This is a genomic window from Streptomyces sp. NPDC101393, assembly GCF_044767385.1.
GTDB lineage: Bacteria > Actinomycetota > Actinomycetes > Streptomycetales > Streptomycetaceae > Streptomyces.
Genome location: NZ_JBIWNU010000008.1, coordinates 65,111 through 80,184, shown reverse-complemented (window position 1 = coordinate 80,184; position 15,074 = coordinate 65,111). Strand labels below are relative to the sequence as shown.

The following is a 15,074-nucleotide window of genomic DNA, read 5'->3' as shown; positions in this document are numbered from 1 at the left end:
TCAGTCGACCTCCTCAACCGTCACGAGGTGGCGGACGGTGTGCACCATTCCGCGGAACTCGGGGCGGTCCTCCTTGACAACCGAGTCGTTCAGGCGCTTGAGCCCGAGCGACCGCAGGGTGTCACGGTGGTTCTGCTTGCTACCGATGAAGGACTTCGTCTGCGTGATCTTGAGCTGCGCCATTACGCGGTCACCCCTGCACGCGCCCGCAGCAGAGCTGCGGGAGCAACGTCCTCCAGCGGCAGGCCACGACGGGCCGCGACCTCTTCGGGGCGCTGAAGGCCCCGAAGCGCGGTCACCGTGGCGTGCACGATGTTGATCGGGTTCGACGAACCGAGCGACTTGCTCAGGATGTCGTGGATGCCCGCGCACTCCAGTACGGCACGCACGGGTCCACCGGCGATCACACCGGTACCGGGGGAAGCAGGCTTGAGCAGGACAACGCCCGCAGCCTTCTCGCCCTGGATCGGGTGAGGGATGGTGCCCTGGATACGCGGGACCTTGAAGAAGCTCTTCTTGGCCTCTTCGACGCCCTTGGCGATGGCCGCGGGAACTTCCTTGGCCTTGCCGTATCCGACACCTACGGTGCCGTCACCGTCGCCCACCACGACCAGCGCGGTGAAGCTGAAACGGCGACCACCCTTGACAACCTTGGCGACACGGTTGATCGCGACAACGCGCTCAACGTATGCGGTCTTCTCGGCGGCAGCGCCACCGTCGCGACCCTTCCGGTCCCGCCGCTCGCCGCCACCGGCACCGCTCCCGCGGCGCTGGGGTCCAGCCATTGGATTTACCTCTCTCTGTTACGTCCGCTAGCTCCGGAACCGGGGCTTAGAACTTCAGCCCGGCTTCGCGGGCGGCGTCCGCCAGAGCGGCAATGCGCCCGGCGTACTGGTTGCCACCGCGGTCGAACACGACGGTCTCGACACCCGCGGCCTTGGCGCGCTCGGCGACCAGGGACCCGACCTGCTTGGCCTGGTCGCCCTTGCTGCCTTCGCCACCACGGATCGACGCGTCCAGGTGCGACGCCGACGCGAGCGTGTGGCCCGCGATGTCGTCGATGACCTGGGCGGTGATGCCGCGGTTGGAACGCGTCACGACGAGGCGCGGACGCGCCGGCGTACCCGCAATCCGCTTACGGATGCGGATGTGGCGCCGCTTGAGGGCGGCACCCTTACGGGCGTTGCCCTTGGCGATCTTCACACCGTATGCCATGGCTTACTTACCAGCCTTTCCGACCTTGCGGCGGATGACCTCGCCGGCGTACTTGACGCCCTTGGCCTTGTACGGGTCAGGCTTGCGGAGCTTGCGGATGTTGGCCGCAACCTCGCCCACCTTCTGCTTGTCGATGCCCTCGACGCTGAGCTTGGTCGGGGACTCGACCTTGAAGGAGATGCCTTCGGGTGCCTCGACGACGATGGGGTGGCTGTAGCCCAGCGCGAACTCCAGGTTGGAGCCCTTCGCCTGAACTCGGTAGCCGACACCGCTGATCTCAAGTGCCTTGCTGTAGCCCGTGGTCACGCCGGTGATCATGTTCGCCACCAGCGTGCGGGACAGGCCGTGCAGGGCCTTGTTCTGACGCTCGTCGTTCGGGCGGGTGACGGCGATGACGCCGTCTTCACCCTTGGCGACCTCGATGGGCGCGGCGACGGTGTGCTCAAGGGCGCCCTTGGGGCCCTTGACCGACACCTTGCGGCCATCAATGGTGACGTCCACACCAGCGGGAACCTGGATGGGCAGCTTGCCAATACGCGACATTAGCTATTCCTCCGTTCCCTGGTTACCAGACGTAGGCGAGGACTTCCCCACCCACGCCCTTCTTGCTGGCCTGCTGGCCGGTCAGGAGACCGTGGGACGTGGAGATGATCGCCACGCCCAGGCCGCCGAGAACCTTCGGCAGACTTGTGGACTTTGCGTAAACCCGCAGGCCCGGCTTCGAAATCCGCTTGATGCCGGCGATCGAGCGCTCGCGGTTCGGGCCGAACTTCAGGTCGAGGGTGAGGTTCTTGCCAACCTCGGCGTCCTCGACCTTCCAGCCGGTGATGTAGCCCTCCTGCTGGAGGATCTCCGCGATGTGCGACTTGATCTTGCTGTGCGGCATCACGACGGTGTCGTGGTATGCCGAGTTCGCGTTCCGCAGACGGGTCAGCATGTCTGCGATGGGATCAGTCATGGTCATGAATTGGCCTTCGGCCTCTCTCGCCGGGGTTTCCTATGTGCGCCATCCCTCTCCCCGATCAGAGTCGGGACGGGTGCGGCGCGGGGACCTACGGCGTAGTAAGCGACGTTATGCGGGCGGTGCCCGCGGTCGGTCTCGGGCGGCGGGGCGCCCAACCCTTCTACCCTACGGGATAAAGGGCGGGGCGCCTGCCGACCGATGCTTACCGAGAGTCTCCAGGTATCCCAACTAGGGGATTACCAGGAGCTCTTGGTCACGCCCGGCAGCTCGCCACGGTGAGCCATCTCACGAAGGCACACGCGGCACAGGCCGAACTTGCGGTAGACGGAGTGCGGCCGGCCGCAGCGCTGGCAACGCGTGTACGCGCGGACAGCAAACTTCGGCTTACGAGCCGCCTTAGCGATCAGAGCCTTCTTCGCCACGGTCAGTTCTCCTTGAACGGGAAGCCGAGGTGACGAAGCAGGGCGCGGCCCTCATCGTCGTTGGACGCCGTGGTGACCACGGTGATGTCCATGCCCCGCGTCCGGTCGATCTTGTCCTGGTCGATCTCGTGGAACATGACCTGCTCCGTGAGACCGAAGGTGTAGTTGCCCCGACCGTCGAACTGCTTCGGGGACAGACCACGGAAGTCGCGGATGCGCGGCAGCGCGAGCGACAGCAGGCGGTCCAGGAACTCCCACATGCGGTCACCGCGGAGGGTGACGTGGGCACCGATCGGCTGGCCCTCACGCAGCTTGAACTGCGCGATGGACTTACGGGCCTTGGTGACGGCCGGCTTCTGGCCGGTGATCGTGGTGAGGTCCTTGATGGCACCGTCGATCAGCTTGGAGTCGCGGGCGGCGTCGCCCACACCCATGTTGACCACGATCTTGGTCAGGCCGGGGATCTGCATGACGTTCTCGTACGAGAACTCGTCCTTCAGCTTCCCGGCGATTTCTTCGCGGTAGCGCTGCTTGAGGCGCGGCGCGTTGGTGGTGGCAGTCATCAGATGTCCTCACCGGTCCGCTTGGCAACGCGGATCTTGTTGCCGTCATCGTCGAACCGGAACCCGACGCGGGTGACAACCTTGTTGCCGTCCTTCTCCACAACCAGCTGAACGTTGCTGACGTGGATCGGGGCCTCGGTGGTGACGATGCCGCCGGTCTGCGAACCGCGGGCGGTCTGGCCGGCCTTGGTGTGCTTCTTGACCCGGTTGACACCCTCGACCAGGACACGGTCCTCGCGGGGGAAGGCCTGAATGACCTTGCCCTGCTTGCCCTTGTCCTTACCGGTGATGACCTGGACCAGGTCGCCCTTCTTGATCTTCATCGGTTACAGCACCTCCGGCGCGAGCGAGATGATCTTCATGAACTTCTTCTCGCGCAGCTCCCGGCCCACGGGGCCGAAGATGCGGGTGCCGCGGGGGTCGCCATCGTTCTTGAGGATGACGGCCGCGTTCTCGTCGAAGCGGATGTACGAGCCGTCGGGACGGCGGCGCTCCTTGACGGTGCGAACGATGACGGCCTTGACGACGTCACCCTTCTTCACGTTGCCACCGGGGATCGCGTCCTTCACGGTGGCGACAATGACGTCACCGATGCCCGCGTAGCGGCGACCCGAGCCACCGAGAACACGGATGGTGAGAATTTCCTTCGCACCCGTGTTGTCGGCGACCCGAAGTCGCGACTCCTGCTGGATCACGTCTATCTCCTGATCGTCTGCCGGTTCCCGGCAGGGACTTCGAACGAAGTCCCTGCCGAGCCTGGCGGAACTGACCTGAGCGGAAACGCTCAGGCTGAACTAACGGTAATTCCCTTGCGGGAACTGCCTACTTGGCCTTCTCGAGGATCTCGACGATGCGCCAGCGCTTGGTGGCGGACAGCGGCCGGGTCTCCATGAGGAGGACACGGTCGCCGATGCCGGCAGCGTTCTGCTCGTCGTGCGCCTTGAGCTTGTTCGTACGGCGGATGACCTTGCCGTACAGCGCGTGCTTGACACGGTCCTCGACGGCGACGACGACGGTCTTGTCCATCTTGTCGCTGACGACGAGACCCTCGCGGGTCTTGCGGAAACCGCGGTCGTTGGTCTCAGTCACATTCTTCTCGCTCATCAGGCGCTCTCCACCGTCTCGATGCCCAGCTCGCGCTCACGCATCAGGGTGTAGATCCGGGCGATGTCCTTACGGACGGACTTGAGCCGACCGTGGTTTTCGAGCTGTCCGGTCGCCGCCTGGAAGCGGAGGTTGAACAGCTCCTCCTTGGCCTCACGAAGCTTTCCGACGAGGTCCTCGTCATTCAGCTCGCGCAGCTCGGTCGCCTTGATACCGGCCGCCATCACGACTCACCTGCCTCGCGCCGCACAATGCGGCACTTCATCGGAAGCTTGTGGGCGGCGCGGGTCAGCGCCTCCTTGGCAACCTTTTCGTTCGGGAAGGACAGCTCGAACATCACCCGACCGGGCTTGACGTTCGCGACCCACCACTCAGGAGAACCCTTACCGGAACCCATGCGGGTCTCGGCAGGCTTCTTCGTGAGCGGGCGGTCCGGGTAAATGTTGATCCAGACCTTGCCGCCACGCTTGATGTGACGGGTCATCGCGATACGAGCGGACTCGATCTGACGGTTCGTCACGTAAGCCGGGGTGACGGCCTGAATGCCGTACTCACCGAAGGCCAGCTCGGTGCCACCCTTTGCCATACCACTGCGCTTGGGGTGGTGCTGCTTGCGGTGCTTGACCCTGCGAGGGATCAGCATGTCGGTCAGGCCTCCGTTCCGGGGGTCTCCGCCGGAGCAGCGGCAGCGGCCTCGGCCTTGGGGGCCTCGGCTGCGGCATTCTGCTGCGGCTTGCGGCCACCGCGGCCGCCACGCTCGCCGCCACCGCCGCGACGGGGACGGTCGCTGCCGCCACCGCCACCGCGAGCCGGGCGGTTACCCGCACGGGCGGCAGCGTTCTCGGCGCGAACCTCGGCGATGTTCTTGACGTCGCCCTTGTAGATCCAGACCTTCACGCCGATACGGCCGAAGGTCGTCTTGGCCTCGAAGAAGCCGTAGTCGACGTTCGCACGGAGCGTGTGCAGGGGCACGCGGCCCTCGCGGTAGAACTCCGAGCGGGACATCTCGGCGCCGCCGAGACGGCCACCGCACTGGATCTTGATGCCCTTGGCGCCGGCCTTCATCGTCGACTGCATGCTCTTACGCATGGCGCGACGGAAGGAGACGCGGGAGGACAGCTGCTCGGCGACGGCCTGGGCCACGAGCTGAGCATCGGTCTCGGGGTTCTTGACCTCGAGGATGTTCAGCTGGACCTGCTTGCCGGTCAGCTTCTCCAGTTCGCCGCGGATGCGGTCGGCCTCGGCGCCGCGGCGGCCGATGACGATGCCCGGACGAGCGGTGTGGATGTCAACGCGGACGCGCTCACGGGTGCGCTCGATCTCCACCTTGGAGATACCGGCGCGCTCCATGCCCTTCGTCATCATGCGACGAATGGCGACGTCTTCCTTGACGTAGTCCTTGTACAGCTTGTCGGCGTACCAGCGCGACTTGAAGTCGGTGGTGATGCCGAGTCGGAACCCGTGCGGGTTAACCTTCTGGCCCATTACCGGGTTCCTTCCTTGCTGCTGACGACCACGGTGATGTGGCTGGTCCGCTTGCGGATCCGGTAGGCACGGCCCTGGGCACGCGGACGGAACCGCTTCAGGGTCGGGCCCTCGTCGACGTACGCCTCGGAAATGACGAGGCTGCCGGCGTCGGTGTGGTCGTAGTTGTGCGCGGCATTGGCAATGGCGCTGTCCAGCACCTTGCCAACCGGCACGCTCGCGGCCTGCGGGGCGAAACGCAGGACCGCCTGAGCCTCCGTGGCATCCATGCCACGGATAAGGTCCACCACGCGGCGGGCCTTCATGGGCGTGACGCGGATGTACCGCGCCTGGGCCCTGGCTTCCATGGTTGTCCCTTCGGTGTCAGTCATAGTCTTCGCACTCCGCCGATCAACGACGCCGCGACTTGCGGTCGTCCTTCTCGTGGCCGCGGAAGGTGCGGGTCGGCGCAAACTCGCCGAGCTTGTGGCCGACCATCGACTCGGTGACGAACACCGGGACGTGCTTGCGGCCGTCATGCACCGCGATCGTGTGGCCGAGCATGGCCGGGACGATCATGGAGCGGCGGGACCAGGTCTTGATGACGTTCTTGGTGCCGGCTTCGTTCTGGACATCCACCTTCTTGGTGAGATGACCGTCGACGAAGGGCCCCTTCTTGAGACTGCGCGGCATCTAAACCCGCTCCTAGCGCTTCTTGTTCGTCTTGCGGCGGCGGACGATGTACTTGTTGCTGGCCTTCTTCGGCGAGCGAGTACGACCCTCCTTCTTGCCCCAGGGCGAGACCGGGTGGCGACCACCGGAGGTCTTGCCCTCGCCACCACCGTGCGGGTGGTCGACCGGGTTCATCACGACACCACGCACGGTCGGGCGGACGCCCTTCCAGCGCATACGGCCGGCCTTGCCCCAGTTGATGTTCGACTGCTCGGCGTTGCCGACCTCGCCAACAGTGGCGCGGCAGCGGGCGTCGACCAGGCGAATCTCGCCGGAGGGCATACGAAGGTGGGCCATGGTGCCCTCCTTCGCCAGCAGCTGCACGGAGGCACCCGCGGAGCGGGCGAACTTCGCGCCGCCGCCGGGCCGCAGCTCGATGGCGTGGATGGTCGTACCCACGGGGATGTTGCGCAGCGCCAGGTTGTTGCCGGGCTTGATGTCGGCGCCAGGGCCGTTCTCAATCCGGGCACCCTGGGCCAGGCCGCGGGGAGCGATGATGTAGCGCTTCTCGCCGTCTGCGTAGTGCAGAAGCGCGATGCGCGCGGTGCGGTTCGGGTCGTACTCGATGTGCGCGACCTTGGCCGGCACGCCGTCCTTGTCGTGACGACGGAAGTCGATCACGCGGTAGGCGCGCTTGTGGCCACCACCCTGGTGACGTGTGGTCACACGACCGGCGTTGTTACGGCCGCCCTTGCTGTGCAGCGGGCGGACCAGCGACTTCTCCGGCGTGGACCGCGTGATCTCGACAAAGTCGGCGACGCTGGAGCCACGACGGCCCGGGGTCGTCGGCTTGTACTTGCGGATACCCATTTCTCAGTCCTCGTCCGATTCCGGACGACTCGGACTCCGTTAGGAGACCGGGCCGCCGAAGATGTCGATACGGTCGCCCTCGGCGAGGGTCACGATGGCGCGCTTGGTGTCTGCGCGCTTGCCGAAACCGGTCTTGGTGCGCTTGCGCTTACCCTGACGGTTGATCGTGTTGACCCCGGTGACCTTGACCGAGAAGACCGCCTGAACGGCCTCCTTGATCTGCGTCTTGTTGGTGCCCGGCGCGACGATGAACGTGTACTTGTTCTCGTCCAGCAGTGCGTAGCTCTTCTCCGAGACAACCGGCTTGACGAGAACGTCACGCGGGTCCGAGAAGGACTTGCTCAGCGGAGTGGGCTCAACAGCCTCGGGTGCCTTGGCGGCCTTGACGGCACGCGCCGCCTTGGCGGCCTTGGCGGCCTTCGCGGCAATGCTGTGGTGGCGAGTAGCCATCAGGCCTCGCTCCCTTCGGTCTCAGCGGCCTTGGGGCCAGACACGAAGGACTCGAAAGCGGCCTTGGTGAAGACCACGTCGTCCGAGACGAGCACGTCGTACGTGTTCAGCTGGCCCGGCTCCAGGATGTGAACCTGGGGCAGGTTGCGGGCGGACAGCCACGCGGCCTCGTCGCTGCGCTCGACGACCAGGAGCACGTGCTTGCGCTCGCTGACCTTGCCGAGGAGGTCCTTGGCGGACTTCGTGGAGATCGCGCCCTCGACCACGCCGGAAACGACGTGGATGCGGCTGTTGCGGGCCCGGTCGGTGAGGGCACCGCGCAGGGCGGCAACCTTCATCTTCTTGGGCGTCCGCTGCGAGTAGTCACGCGGCACGGGGCCGTGGACGACGCCACCGCCGGCGAACTGCGGCGCACGGGTCGAACCCTGGCGCGCACGGCCGGTGCCCTTCTGGCGGTAAGGCTTGCGCCCACCACCGCGGACCTCCGCGCGAGTCTTGGTCTTGTGCGTGCCCTGACGGGCAGCGGCCAGCTGGGCGACAACGACCTGGTGGATCAGCGGAATGCTGACCTTGGCGTCGAAGATCTCCGTGGGGAGCTCGACGGTCCCGGCCTTGTCACCTACCGGCGAAAGGATGTCAATGGTGCTCATCGGTTACCTCAGGCCCCCTTGGCCGCGGTACGGACCAGGACGAGGCCGCCGTTCGGACCAGGAACTGCGCCCTTGATGAGCAGCAGACCCTTCTCCGCGTCAACGGCATGGACGGTCAGGTTCTGGGTGGTGACCCGCTCATTGCCCATACGGCCGGCCATCCGCATGCCCTTGAACACGCGGCCCGGGGTGGCGCAGCCACCGATGGAGCCAGGCTTACGGTGCACACGGTGGGCACCGTGGGAGGCCTTGCCGCCGGCGAAGCCATGACGCTTCATGACACCGGCGAAGCCCTTGCCCTTGCTCTTACCGGTCACGTCCACCTTGACGCCGGACTCGAAGGCCTCGGCATTCACTTCCTGGCCGAGGGTGTACTCACCGGCATCGGTGGTACGGACCTCGACGAGGTGGCGGCGGGGCGTGACGTCGGCCTTGGCGAAGTGGCCCTTGAGGGGCTTGTTCACCTTGCGCGGGTCGATCTCGCCGAAGGCGATCTGGACGGAGTCGTAACCGTCCTGGTCATTGGTGCGCACCTGGGTAACGACGCAGGGGCCGGCCTTCACCACGGTCACCGGGACGACACGGTTGTTCTCGTCCCAGACCTGGGTCATGCCGAGCTTCTCGCCCAGGATGCCCTTGATCTGCTTAGCCATCTGTTCCGCGCCTCTCAGAGCTTGATCTCGATGTCAACGCCGGCCGGAAGGTCCAGGCGCATCAGCGAGTCAACGGTCTTGGGCGTCGGGTCGAGGATGTCGATCAAGCGCTTGTGCGTGCGCATCTCGAAGTGCTCGCGCGCGTCCTTGTACTTGTGCGGCGACTTGATGACGCAGTACACGTTCTTTTCAGTGGGCAGCGGCACCGGGCCCGCGACCGACGCACCAGTCCTGGTCACCGTCTCGACGATCTTCTTCGCCGAAGAGTCGATGACCTCGTGGTCGTAGGCCTTGAGCCGGATGCGGATCTTCTGTCCCGCCATGGCTACTCAGTAGTCCTGTCTCTCGTAACGCTCTGGGACCCGGTGCGCCGTGCTCCGCGAGGAACACTGTCCAACCTCCGACCCACGCGGTCGGGCGTGTCGCATCCCTTCCCGCGTATCTCCGCAGGGGAGATCCTTCGAGAAGGAGAAAGGGGGGTAGAACACCCACCGGGTGCCTGGCTGGTACCCCGCTGACACTTCCCGGAAGATTCCCGTATTTCCGCCCCTGATAAGGGACGACGAATACCTGGGACTCGCTTCCGGTCCTCCCGGCGGGAGGCGCGCAGCATCGGCACTCAACCGAGCAACCTGGCTAGTGTGCCATACGGGCTACCACAGTCGCCAATCGAGCGGAACACAGTACCCGAGTCTGACGCGAGTCAACCCCGGAGGACACACAGAGTCAGGAGCCGGCGGGAGACATACACGGCGAAAACGCACCCCGCGGCGGCCGGAAAGGCGATCCGGTGCGGGGCGCCGGCGACCTCTCCGCACGTGACGGAGGTCTCCGCACGCCAAGTCGCGGATGATCGCGCGCCCCGCGGACTCCCCCGCTACGCGCAGAAGCCACCCGAGCCCCGAAGCGCCCGGCTACCGCCGCGCCACGGCCCCCGGCCCCCGGACCGCCCCGCTCCCGGGCGCCGGCTCCGACGCGTCCGCCCCGAGGCCCACGATGCGGTTCCCGGCGTCCACGTGCACCACACGCGGCCGCAGCATCCGCGCCTCCGCGTCGTCCACCTGCGCGTAGCTGATGAGGATGACGAGATCGCCGGGGTGGACGAGGTGGGCGGCTGCGCCGTTGATGCCGATCACGCCCGAGCCGCGCTCGCCCTCGATGGTGTACGTCTCCAGGCGCGCCCCGTTGGTGATGTCGACGATGTGGACCAGTTCGCCGGGGAGCAGATCGGCGGCGTCCAGCAGGTCGGCGTCGACGGTGACCGACCCGACGTAGTGCAGATCGGCCTGGGTCACGGTGGCACGGTGGATCTTGGACTTGAACATGGTGCGCAGCACGGCGTCACTCCTGGGGGAAATGGGTCGCGCCTCCGCGAGGGAGTACGCGCCTACCCGCCCATGGTCGGCGAGCCCGCTCCTGCTGACAAGCCCCGGCCGCGGACAGCAGAAAGCGCCCGCACGACCGAAGTCGTACGGGCGCTTTCCCTGAACCAAGGCTGAGCCGAGGCTCAAATGCTCCGGGGAGCTACCGGGTTACCCCGATCAACAATTACTTGTTGATCTTGGTGACCTGGCCGGCGCCGACGGTCCGGCCACCCTCACGGATGGCGAACTTCAGGCCCTCTTCCATGGCGACGGGCTGGATGAGCTCGACGCTCATCTCGGTGTTGTCGCCCGGCATGACCATCTCGGTGCCCTCGGGGAGGGTCACGACGCCGGTCACGTCCGTGGTACGGAAGTAGAACTGCGGGCGGTAGTTGTTGAAGAAGGGGGTGTGACGGCCACCCTCGTCCTTCGACAGGATGTACGCCTGGGCCTCGAACGAGGTGTGCGGCGTGACCGAGCCGGGCTTGATGATGACCTGGCCGCGCTCGACGTCCTCGCGCTTGATGCCGCGAAGCAGCAGACCGACGTTCTCACCGGCCTGGCCCTCGTCGAGAAGCTTCCGGAACATCTCGATACCGGTGACCGTGGTGGTGGTCTTGTCGGTCTTGATGCCGATGATGTCGACGGTCTCGTTGACCTTGAGGACACCACGCTCGATACGACCGGTGACAACGGTGCCACGGCCGGTGATCGTGAAGACGTCCTCGATCGGCATCAGGAACGGCTTGTCGACGTCACGCTCGGGCTGCGGGATCGACTCGTCGACCGCGGCCATGAGCTTGAGGACGGAGTCGCCCCACTCCTTGTCGCCCTCGAGCGCCTTGAGCGCCGAGACCTTGACGACCGGCAGGTCGTCGCCCGGGAACTCGTACTCGGAGAGGAGCTCACGAACCTCGAGCTCGACGAGCTCCAGGATCTCCTCGTCGTCCACCATGTCGGCCTTGTTCAGCGCGACAACGATGTAGGGGACGCCGACCTGGCGGGCCAGGAGCACGTGCTCCTTGGTCTGCGGCATCGGGCCGTCGGTGGCGGCAACCACGAGGATGGCGCCGTCCATCTGCGCCGCACCCGTGATCATGTTCTTGATGTAGTCCGCGTGACCGGGGCAGTCAACGTGGGCGTAGTGACGGTTCTCCGTCTGGTACTCGACGTGCGCGATCGAAATCGTGATACCGCGCTGGCGCTCCTCAGGAGCCTTGTCGATCTGGTCGAAGGCCGAGGCCTCGTTCAGGTCCGGGTACGCGTCATGCAGCACCTTGGTAATGGCGGCCGTAAGGGTCGTCTTACCGTGGTCAATGTGACCGATGGTGCCGATGTTGACGTGCGGCTTAGTCCGCTCGAACTTCGCCTTCGCCACTGGTTCCTCCTGAAGTGGTTCTGTACGCCTTACTCATCGGCGCCAGGTGATCTTTGCTGGGATGCCGGCTGCCGGGGTATTCCTCACGGATTGCGGGGTCTACCCCGGCAGACGGTGTCAAGCCTAAAGCGTGTTCCGACTATCGGGAGACGGAGCTATTCGCCCTTGGCCTTCGCGATGATCTCCTCGGCGACGTTCCGGGGAACCTCGGCGTAGGAGTCGAACTGCATCGAGTAGCTGGCGCGACCCGATGTCTTGCTGCGGAGGTCTCCGACGTAGCCGAACATCTCCGAGAGGGGAACCAGGCCCGTGACGAGCTTGGCGCCGCTGCGCTCCTCCATGGACTGAATCTGTCCACGGCGGGAGTTGATGTCGCCGATCACATCGCCCATGTAGTCCTCGGGCGTGGTGACCTCGACCTTCATCATCGGTTCGAGCAGAGCCGGGGAGGCCTTGCGTGCGGCCTCCTTGAAGGCCATCGAACCGGCGATCTTGAACGCCATCTCGGAGGAGTCGACCTCGTGGTACGCACCGTCGAGGAGCGTGACCTTGACGCCGGTCAGCGGGTAGCCGGCGAGAACACCGAACTCCATGGCCTCCTGGCAGCCCGCGTCCACGGACGGGATGTACTCCCGCGGGATACGGCCACCGGTGACCTTGTTCTCGAACTCGTACCCGTCGCCCTCGAGAGGAGCGATGGCAATCTGCACCTTCGCGAACTGGCCGGAACCACCAGTCTGCTTCTTGTGCGTGTAGTCGAGGCGCTCGACCGGCTTGCGCAGCGTCTCGCGGTACGCGACCTGCGGCTTGCCGACGTTGGCCTCGACCCGGAACTCACGGCGCATACGGTCGACCAGCACGTCGAGGTGCAGTTCGCCCATACCCGCGATGATGGTCTGGCCGGTCTCGTCGTCGGTGTGGACCTGGAACGACGGGTCCTCTTCGGCGAGGCGCTGGATGGCGACACCCAGCTTCTCCTGGTCGCCCTTGGACTTGGGCTCAATGGCGACCTGGATGACCGGGGCCGGGAAGTCCATCGACTCCAGGATCACCGGCGACGCCGACGACGAGAGGGTCTCACCGGTGGTGGTCTGCTTCAGACCCATGACGGCGACGATGTCACCGGCACCCACCGACTCGATCTCCTCACGCTTGTTCGCGTGCATCCGATAGATCTTGCCGATGCGCTCCTTCTTGCCCTTCACCGAGTTCTGCACCTGCGTGCCGGCCTCAAGGCGGCCCGAGTACACCCGGATGAAGGTGAGCTTGCCCAGGTGGGGGTCGCTCGCAATCTTGAACGCGAGCGCGGCGAGCGGCTCCTCGTCAGAAGGCTTACGGACGATGACCTCGTCCGCGTCCTTGACCGAGTGGCCCTCGACGTCACCGACGTCAAGCGGGGAAGGAAGGTAGCGGGCAACACCGTCGAGCAGGGGCTGAACGCCCTTGTTCTTGAAGGCGGTACCGCAGAACACCGGAGTGACGGTGACGGAACCCTCGGCGCCGGTCGACGCGATGGTGATCCGACGGATCGCCTCGTGCAGCTGCTCCTCGGTGGGCTCCTGGCCCTCGAGGTACAGCTCCATCATGGCTTCGTCGTTCTCCGCGACGGCTTCGAGCAGCTTGCCGCGCCACTCATCGGCCGCCTCGACGTGCGTGGCCGGGATGTCGACGGTGTCGTACATCTCGCCCTTCGCAGCCTCGGCGGACCAGACGAAGGCCTTCATGCTGACGAGGTCGACGACGCCCTTGAAGTCCATCTCGGTGCCGATCGGCAGCTGCATGACCAGCGGCACCGCGCCAAGGCGGTCCACGATCATGTCGACGCAGCGGTGGAACTCCGCGCCGGTCCGGTCGAGCTTGTTGACGAAGCAGATGCGCGGAACGCCGTAGCGGTCCGCCTGACGCCAGACGGTCTCGGACTGCGGCTCAACACCGGCGACACCGTCGAACACCGTCACGGCACCGTCGAGGACGCGCAGGCAGCGCTCCACCTCAACGGTGAAGTCGACGTGACCCGGCGTGTCGATGATGTTGATGGTGTGGTCGACGTTGTTCAGCGGCCAGTGGCAGGTCGTCGCGGCAGACGTGATCGTGATGCCGCGCTCCTGCTCCTGCTCCATCCAGTCCATCGTGGCAGCGCCGTCGTGGACTTCACCGATCTTGTAAGAGACACCGGTGTAGAACAGGATCCGCTCGGTGGTGGTCGTCTTGCCCGCGTCGATGTGGGCCATGATCCCAATGTTGCGGACCTTGGCCAGGTCAAGCGAAGTGGTGGCCATATCGGCTCAATCTTCTCTCGGTCTCGATGTGGGTTGCGACTACCAGCGGTAGTGCGCGAAGGCCTTGTTGGACTCGGCCATCTTGTGCGTGTCCTCACGCTTCTTGACCGAAGCGCCGAGGCCGTTGGAGGCGTCGAGCAGTTCGTTCATGAGGCGCTCGGTCATGGTCTTCTCGCGACGGGCGCGGGAGTAGCCCACGAGCCAGCGGAGCGAGAGGGTGCCGGCACGGCCGGGCTTGACCTCGACCGGAACCTGGTAGGTCGCGCCACCGACACGGCGGGACTTGACCTCAAGGGTCGGCTTGATGTTTTCCAGCGCGCGCTTGAGCGTGATGACCGGGTCGTTACCGGTCTTCTCGCGCAGACCCTCCATGGCGCCGTAAACGATGCGCTCAGCAGTGGAGCGCTTTCCGTTCAGCAGCACCTTGTTGATGAGGGAGGTCACCAGAGGAGAACCGTAGACCGGGTCAATGATGACCGGGCGCTTCGGGGCGGGGCCCTTACGAGGCATTCTTACTTCTCCTTCTTGGCGCCGTAGCGGCTGCGAGCCTGCTTGCGGTTCTTGACGCCCTGCGTGTCGAGGGAGCCGCGGATGATCTTGTACCGAACACCCGGCAGGTCCTTCACACGGCCGCCACGCACGAGCACGATCGAGTGCTCCTGCAGGTTGTGGCCCTCACCCGGAATGTAAGCGGTGACCTCGATCCCGCTGGTCAGACGCACACGCGCGACCTTACGCAGGGCCGAGTTCGGCTTCTTCGGGGTGGTCGTGAAAACACGCGTGCAGACGCCACGGCGCTGGGGCGAACCCTCGAGCGCGGGCGTCTTGTTCTTCTCGACCTTGTCCTGCCGGCCCTTTCGGACCAGCTGCTGGATCGTAGGCACCGTTTCTCCGGTTTCTGTGTGCCAGTCTCGGTAAAGCTAACCTGGAACATTTCCCGACCCACGCGGTCGGGTGTGTCGAATACTGCAGACCGCTCGCTGGAATGAGAGCGGCGGCAGATTGCGGTGCAGAAACCTGGCTGCG

The 15,074-nt window shown here is 65.5% G+C and carries 25 protein-coding genes; all 25 read right to left on the bottom strand.

Annotation, left to right across the window (positions count from 1 at the left end):
• On the bottom strand, positions 1 to 183 hold the full coding sequence (gene rpmD, locus ACIRQ7_RS25195) for a 50S ribosomal protein L30 (RefSeq protein WP_401474485.1): 183 nt from the start codon (positions 181 to 183) through the stop codon (positions 1 to 3).
• On the bottom strand, positions 183 to 785 hold the full coding sequence (gene rpsE, locus ACIRQ7_RS25190) for a 30S ribosomal protein S5 (RefSeq protein ID WP_401474482.1): 603 nt from the start codon (positions 783 to 785) through the stop codon (positions 183 to 185). The genes rpmD and rpsE overlap by 1 nt, the downstream gene beginning before the upstream one ends.
• Before the next feature lie 46 nt (positions 786 to 831).
• Positions 832 to 1,215 carry a 50S ribosomal protein L18 gene (rplR, locus tag ACIRQ7_RS25185; protein WP_393892698.1) on the bottom strand — a complete coding sequence of 128 codons (384 nt, stop codon included), beginning with the start codon at positions 1,213 to 1,215 and terminating at the stop codon, positions 832 to 834.
• A 3-nt stretch (positions 1,216 to 1,218) separates the two neighbouring features.
• Positions 1,219 to 1,758 carry a 50S ribosomal protein L6 gene (gene rplF / locus ACIRQ7_RS25180; protein WP_401474479.1) on the bottom strand — a complete coding sequence of 180 codons (540 nt, stop codon included), beginning with the start codon at positions 1,756 to 1,758 and terminating at the stop codon, positions 1,219 to 1,221.
• 22 nt (positions 1,759 to 1,780) lie between these two features.
• Positions 1,781 to 2,179 (bottom strand): 30S ribosomal protein S8, encoded by a 399-nt coding sequence (gene rpsH / locus ACIRQ7_RS25175; protein ID WP_398553599.1) that lies wholly within the window; start codon positions 2,177 to 2,179, stop codon positions 1,781 to 1,783.
• A 236-nt stretch (positions 2,180 to 2,415) separates the two neighbouring features.
• Complete coding sequence (locus ACIRQ7_RS25170; protein ID WP_004571834.1) at positions 2,416 to 2,601, bottom strand: type Z 30S ribosomal protein S14; 186 nt, start codon at positions 2,599 to 2,601, stop codon at positions 2,416 to 2,418.
• A gap of 2 nt (positions 2,602 to 2,603) precedes the next feature.
• The gene (rplE, locus tag ACIRQ7_RS25165; RefSeq protein ID WP_393892701.1) at positions 2,604 to 3,164 is read right to left on the bottom strand and encodes a 50S ribosomal protein L5; all 561 of its coding nucleotides are present in this window, start codon (positions 3,162 to 3,164) and stop codon (positions 2,604 to 2,606) included.
• Positions 3,164 to 3,487, bottom strand: coding sequence for a 50S ribosomal protein L24 (gene rplX, locus ACIRQ7_RS25160; RefSeq protein ID WP_393892702.1), 324 nt, complete (start codon positions 3,485 to 3,487; stop codon positions 3,164 to 3,166). The genes rplE and rplX overlap by 1 nt, the downstream gene beginning before the upstream one ends.
• A 3-nt stretch (positions 3,488 to 3,490) precedes the next feature.
• Complete coding sequence (rplN, locus tag ACIRQ7_RS25155; protein ID WP_003974257.1) at positions 3,491 to 3,859, bottom strand: 50S ribosomal protein L14; 369 nt, start codon at positions 3,857 to 3,859, stop codon at positions 3,491 to 3,493.
• A 127-nt stretch (positions 3,860 to 3,986) separates the two neighbouring features.
• Complete coding sequence (gene rpsQ / locus ACIRQ7_RS25150) at positions 3,987 to 4,268, bottom strand: 30S ribosomal protein S17 (RefSeq protein ID WP_401474470.1); 282 nt, start codon at positions 4,266 to 4,268, stop codon at positions 3,987 to 3,989.
• Positions 4,268 to 4,492, bottom strand: a complete 225-nt coding sequence (gene rpmC, locus ACIRQ7_RS25145; protein ID WP_030074787.1) for a 50S ribosomal protein L29 — start codon at positions 4,490 to 4,492, stop codon at positions 4,268 to 4,270. The genes rpsQ and rpmC overlap by 1 nt, the downstream gene beginning before the upstream one ends.
• Positions 4,492 to 4,911: a 50S ribosomal protein L16 gene (rplP, locus tag ACIRQ7_RS25140; protein ID WP_006604880.1), complete on the bottom strand. Its 420-nt coding sequence runs from the start codon at positions 4,909 to 4,911 to the stop codon at positions 4,492 to 4,494. The genes rpmC and rplP overlap by 1 nt, the downstream gene beginning before the upstream one ends.
• 5 nt (positions 4,912 to 4,916) lie before the next feature.
• Positions 4,917 to 5,753 (bottom strand): 30S ribosomal protein S3, encoded by an 837-nt coding sequence (gene rpsC / locus ACIRQ7_RS25135; protein WP_404264997.1) that lies wholly within the window; start codon positions 5,751 to 5,753, stop codon positions 4,917 to 4,919.
• The gene (gene rplV / locus ACIRQ7_RS25130) at positions 5,753 to 6,100 is read right to left on the bottom strand and encodes a 50S ribosomal protein L22 (RefSeq protein WP_006604878.1); all 348 of its coding nucleotides are present in this window, start codon (positions 6,098 to 6,100) and stop codon (positions 5,753 to 5,755) included. Before rplV ends, rpsC begins: the two co-directional genes overlap by 1 nt.
• Positions 6,101 to 6,143: 43 nt before the next feature.
• Positions 6,144 to 6,425 (bottom strand): 30S ribosomal protein S19, encoded by a 282-nt coding sequence (gene rpsS / locus ACIRQ7_RS25125; protein WP_052859621.1) that lies wholly within the window; start codon positions 6,423 to 6,425, stop codon positions 6,144 to 6,146.
• A gap of 12 nt (positions 6,426 to 6,437) precedes the next feature.
• The gene (gene rplB / locus ACIRQ7_RS25120; protein WP_401474462.1) at positions 6,438 to 7,274 is read right to left on the bottom strand and encodes a 50S ribosomal protein L2; all 837 of its coding nucleotides are present in this window, start codon (positions 7,272 to 7,274) and stop codon (positions 6,438 to 6,440) included.
• 39 nt (positions 7,275 to 7,313) lie between these two features.
• The gene (rplW, locus tag ACIRQ7_RS25115) at positions 7,314 to 7,724 is read right to left on the bottom strand and encodes a 50S ribosomal protein L23 (RefSeq protein WP_401474459.1); all 411 of its coding nucleotides are present in this window, start codon (positions 7,722 to 7,724) and stop codon (positions 7,314 to 7,316) included.
• Positions 7,724 to 8,374: a 50S ribosomal protein L4 gene (gene rplD, locus ACIRQ7_RS25110; RefSeq protein ID WP_401474456.1), complete on the bottom strand. Its 651-nt coding sequence runs from the start codon at positions 8,372 to 8,374 to the stop codon at positions 7,724 to 7,726. The genes rplW and rplD overlap by 1 nt, the downstream gene beginning before the upstream one ends.
• Before the next feature lie 8 nt (positions 8,375 to 8,382).
• Positions 8,383 to 9,027: a 50S ribosomal protein L3 gene (gene rplC / locus ACIRQ7_RS25105; protein ID WP_404264996.1), complete on the bottom strand. Its 645-nt coding sequence runs from the start codon at positions 9,025 to 9,027 to the stop codon at positions 8,383 to 8,385.
• Between the two features lie 14 nt (positions 9,028 to 9,041).
• A complete protein-coding gene (gene rpsJ / locus ACIRQ7_RS25100) occupies positions 9,042 to 9,350 on the bottom strand; it encodes a 30S ribosomal protein S10 (protein WP_014054162.1) in 309 nt (102 codons plus the stop codon).
• Positions 9,351 to 9,941: 591 nt separating this feature from the next.
• Positions 9,942 to 10,364 carry an aspartate 1-decarboxylase gene (gene panD / locus ACIRQ7_RS25095; protein ID WP_404264995.1) on the bottom strand — a complete coding sequence of 141 codons (423 nt, stop codon included), beginning with the start codon at positions 10,362 to 10,364 and terminating at the stop codon, positions 9,942 to 9,944.
• Positions 10,365 to 10,575: 211 nt separating this feature from the next.
• Entirely contained in the window at positions 10,576 to 11,769 is a 1,194-nt protein-coding gene (gene tuf / locus ACIRQ7_RS25090; protein WP_401474446.1) for an elongation factor Tu, read from the bottom strand.
• A gap of 155 nt (positions 11,770 to 11,924) precedes the next feature.
• Positions 11,925 to 14,048, bottom strand: a complete 2,124-nt coding sequence (gene fusA / locus ACIRQ7_RS25085; protein WP_404264994.1) for an elongation factor G — start codon at positions 14,046 to 14,048, stop codon at positions 11,925 to 11,927.
• A gap of 39 nt (positions 14,049 to 14,087) precedes the next feature.
• Positions 14,088 to 14,558 carry a 30S ribosomal protein S7 gene (gene rpsG / locus ACIRQ7_RS25080; RefSeq protein ID WP_085925683.1) on the bottom strand — a complete coding sequence of 157 codons (471 nt, stop codon included), beginning with the start codon at positions 14,556 to 14,558 and terminating at the stop codon, positions 14,088 to 14,090.
• 2 nt (positions 14,559 to 14,560) lie between these two features.
• On the bottom strand, positions 14,561 to 14,932 hold the full coding sequence (rpsL, locus tag ACIRQ7_RS25075) for a 30S ribosomal protein S12 (RefSeq protein WP_003948652.1): 372 nt from the start codon (positions 14,930 to 14,932) through the stop codon (positions 14,561 to 14,563).
• Positions 14,933 to 15,074: the final 142 nt, after the last annotated feature.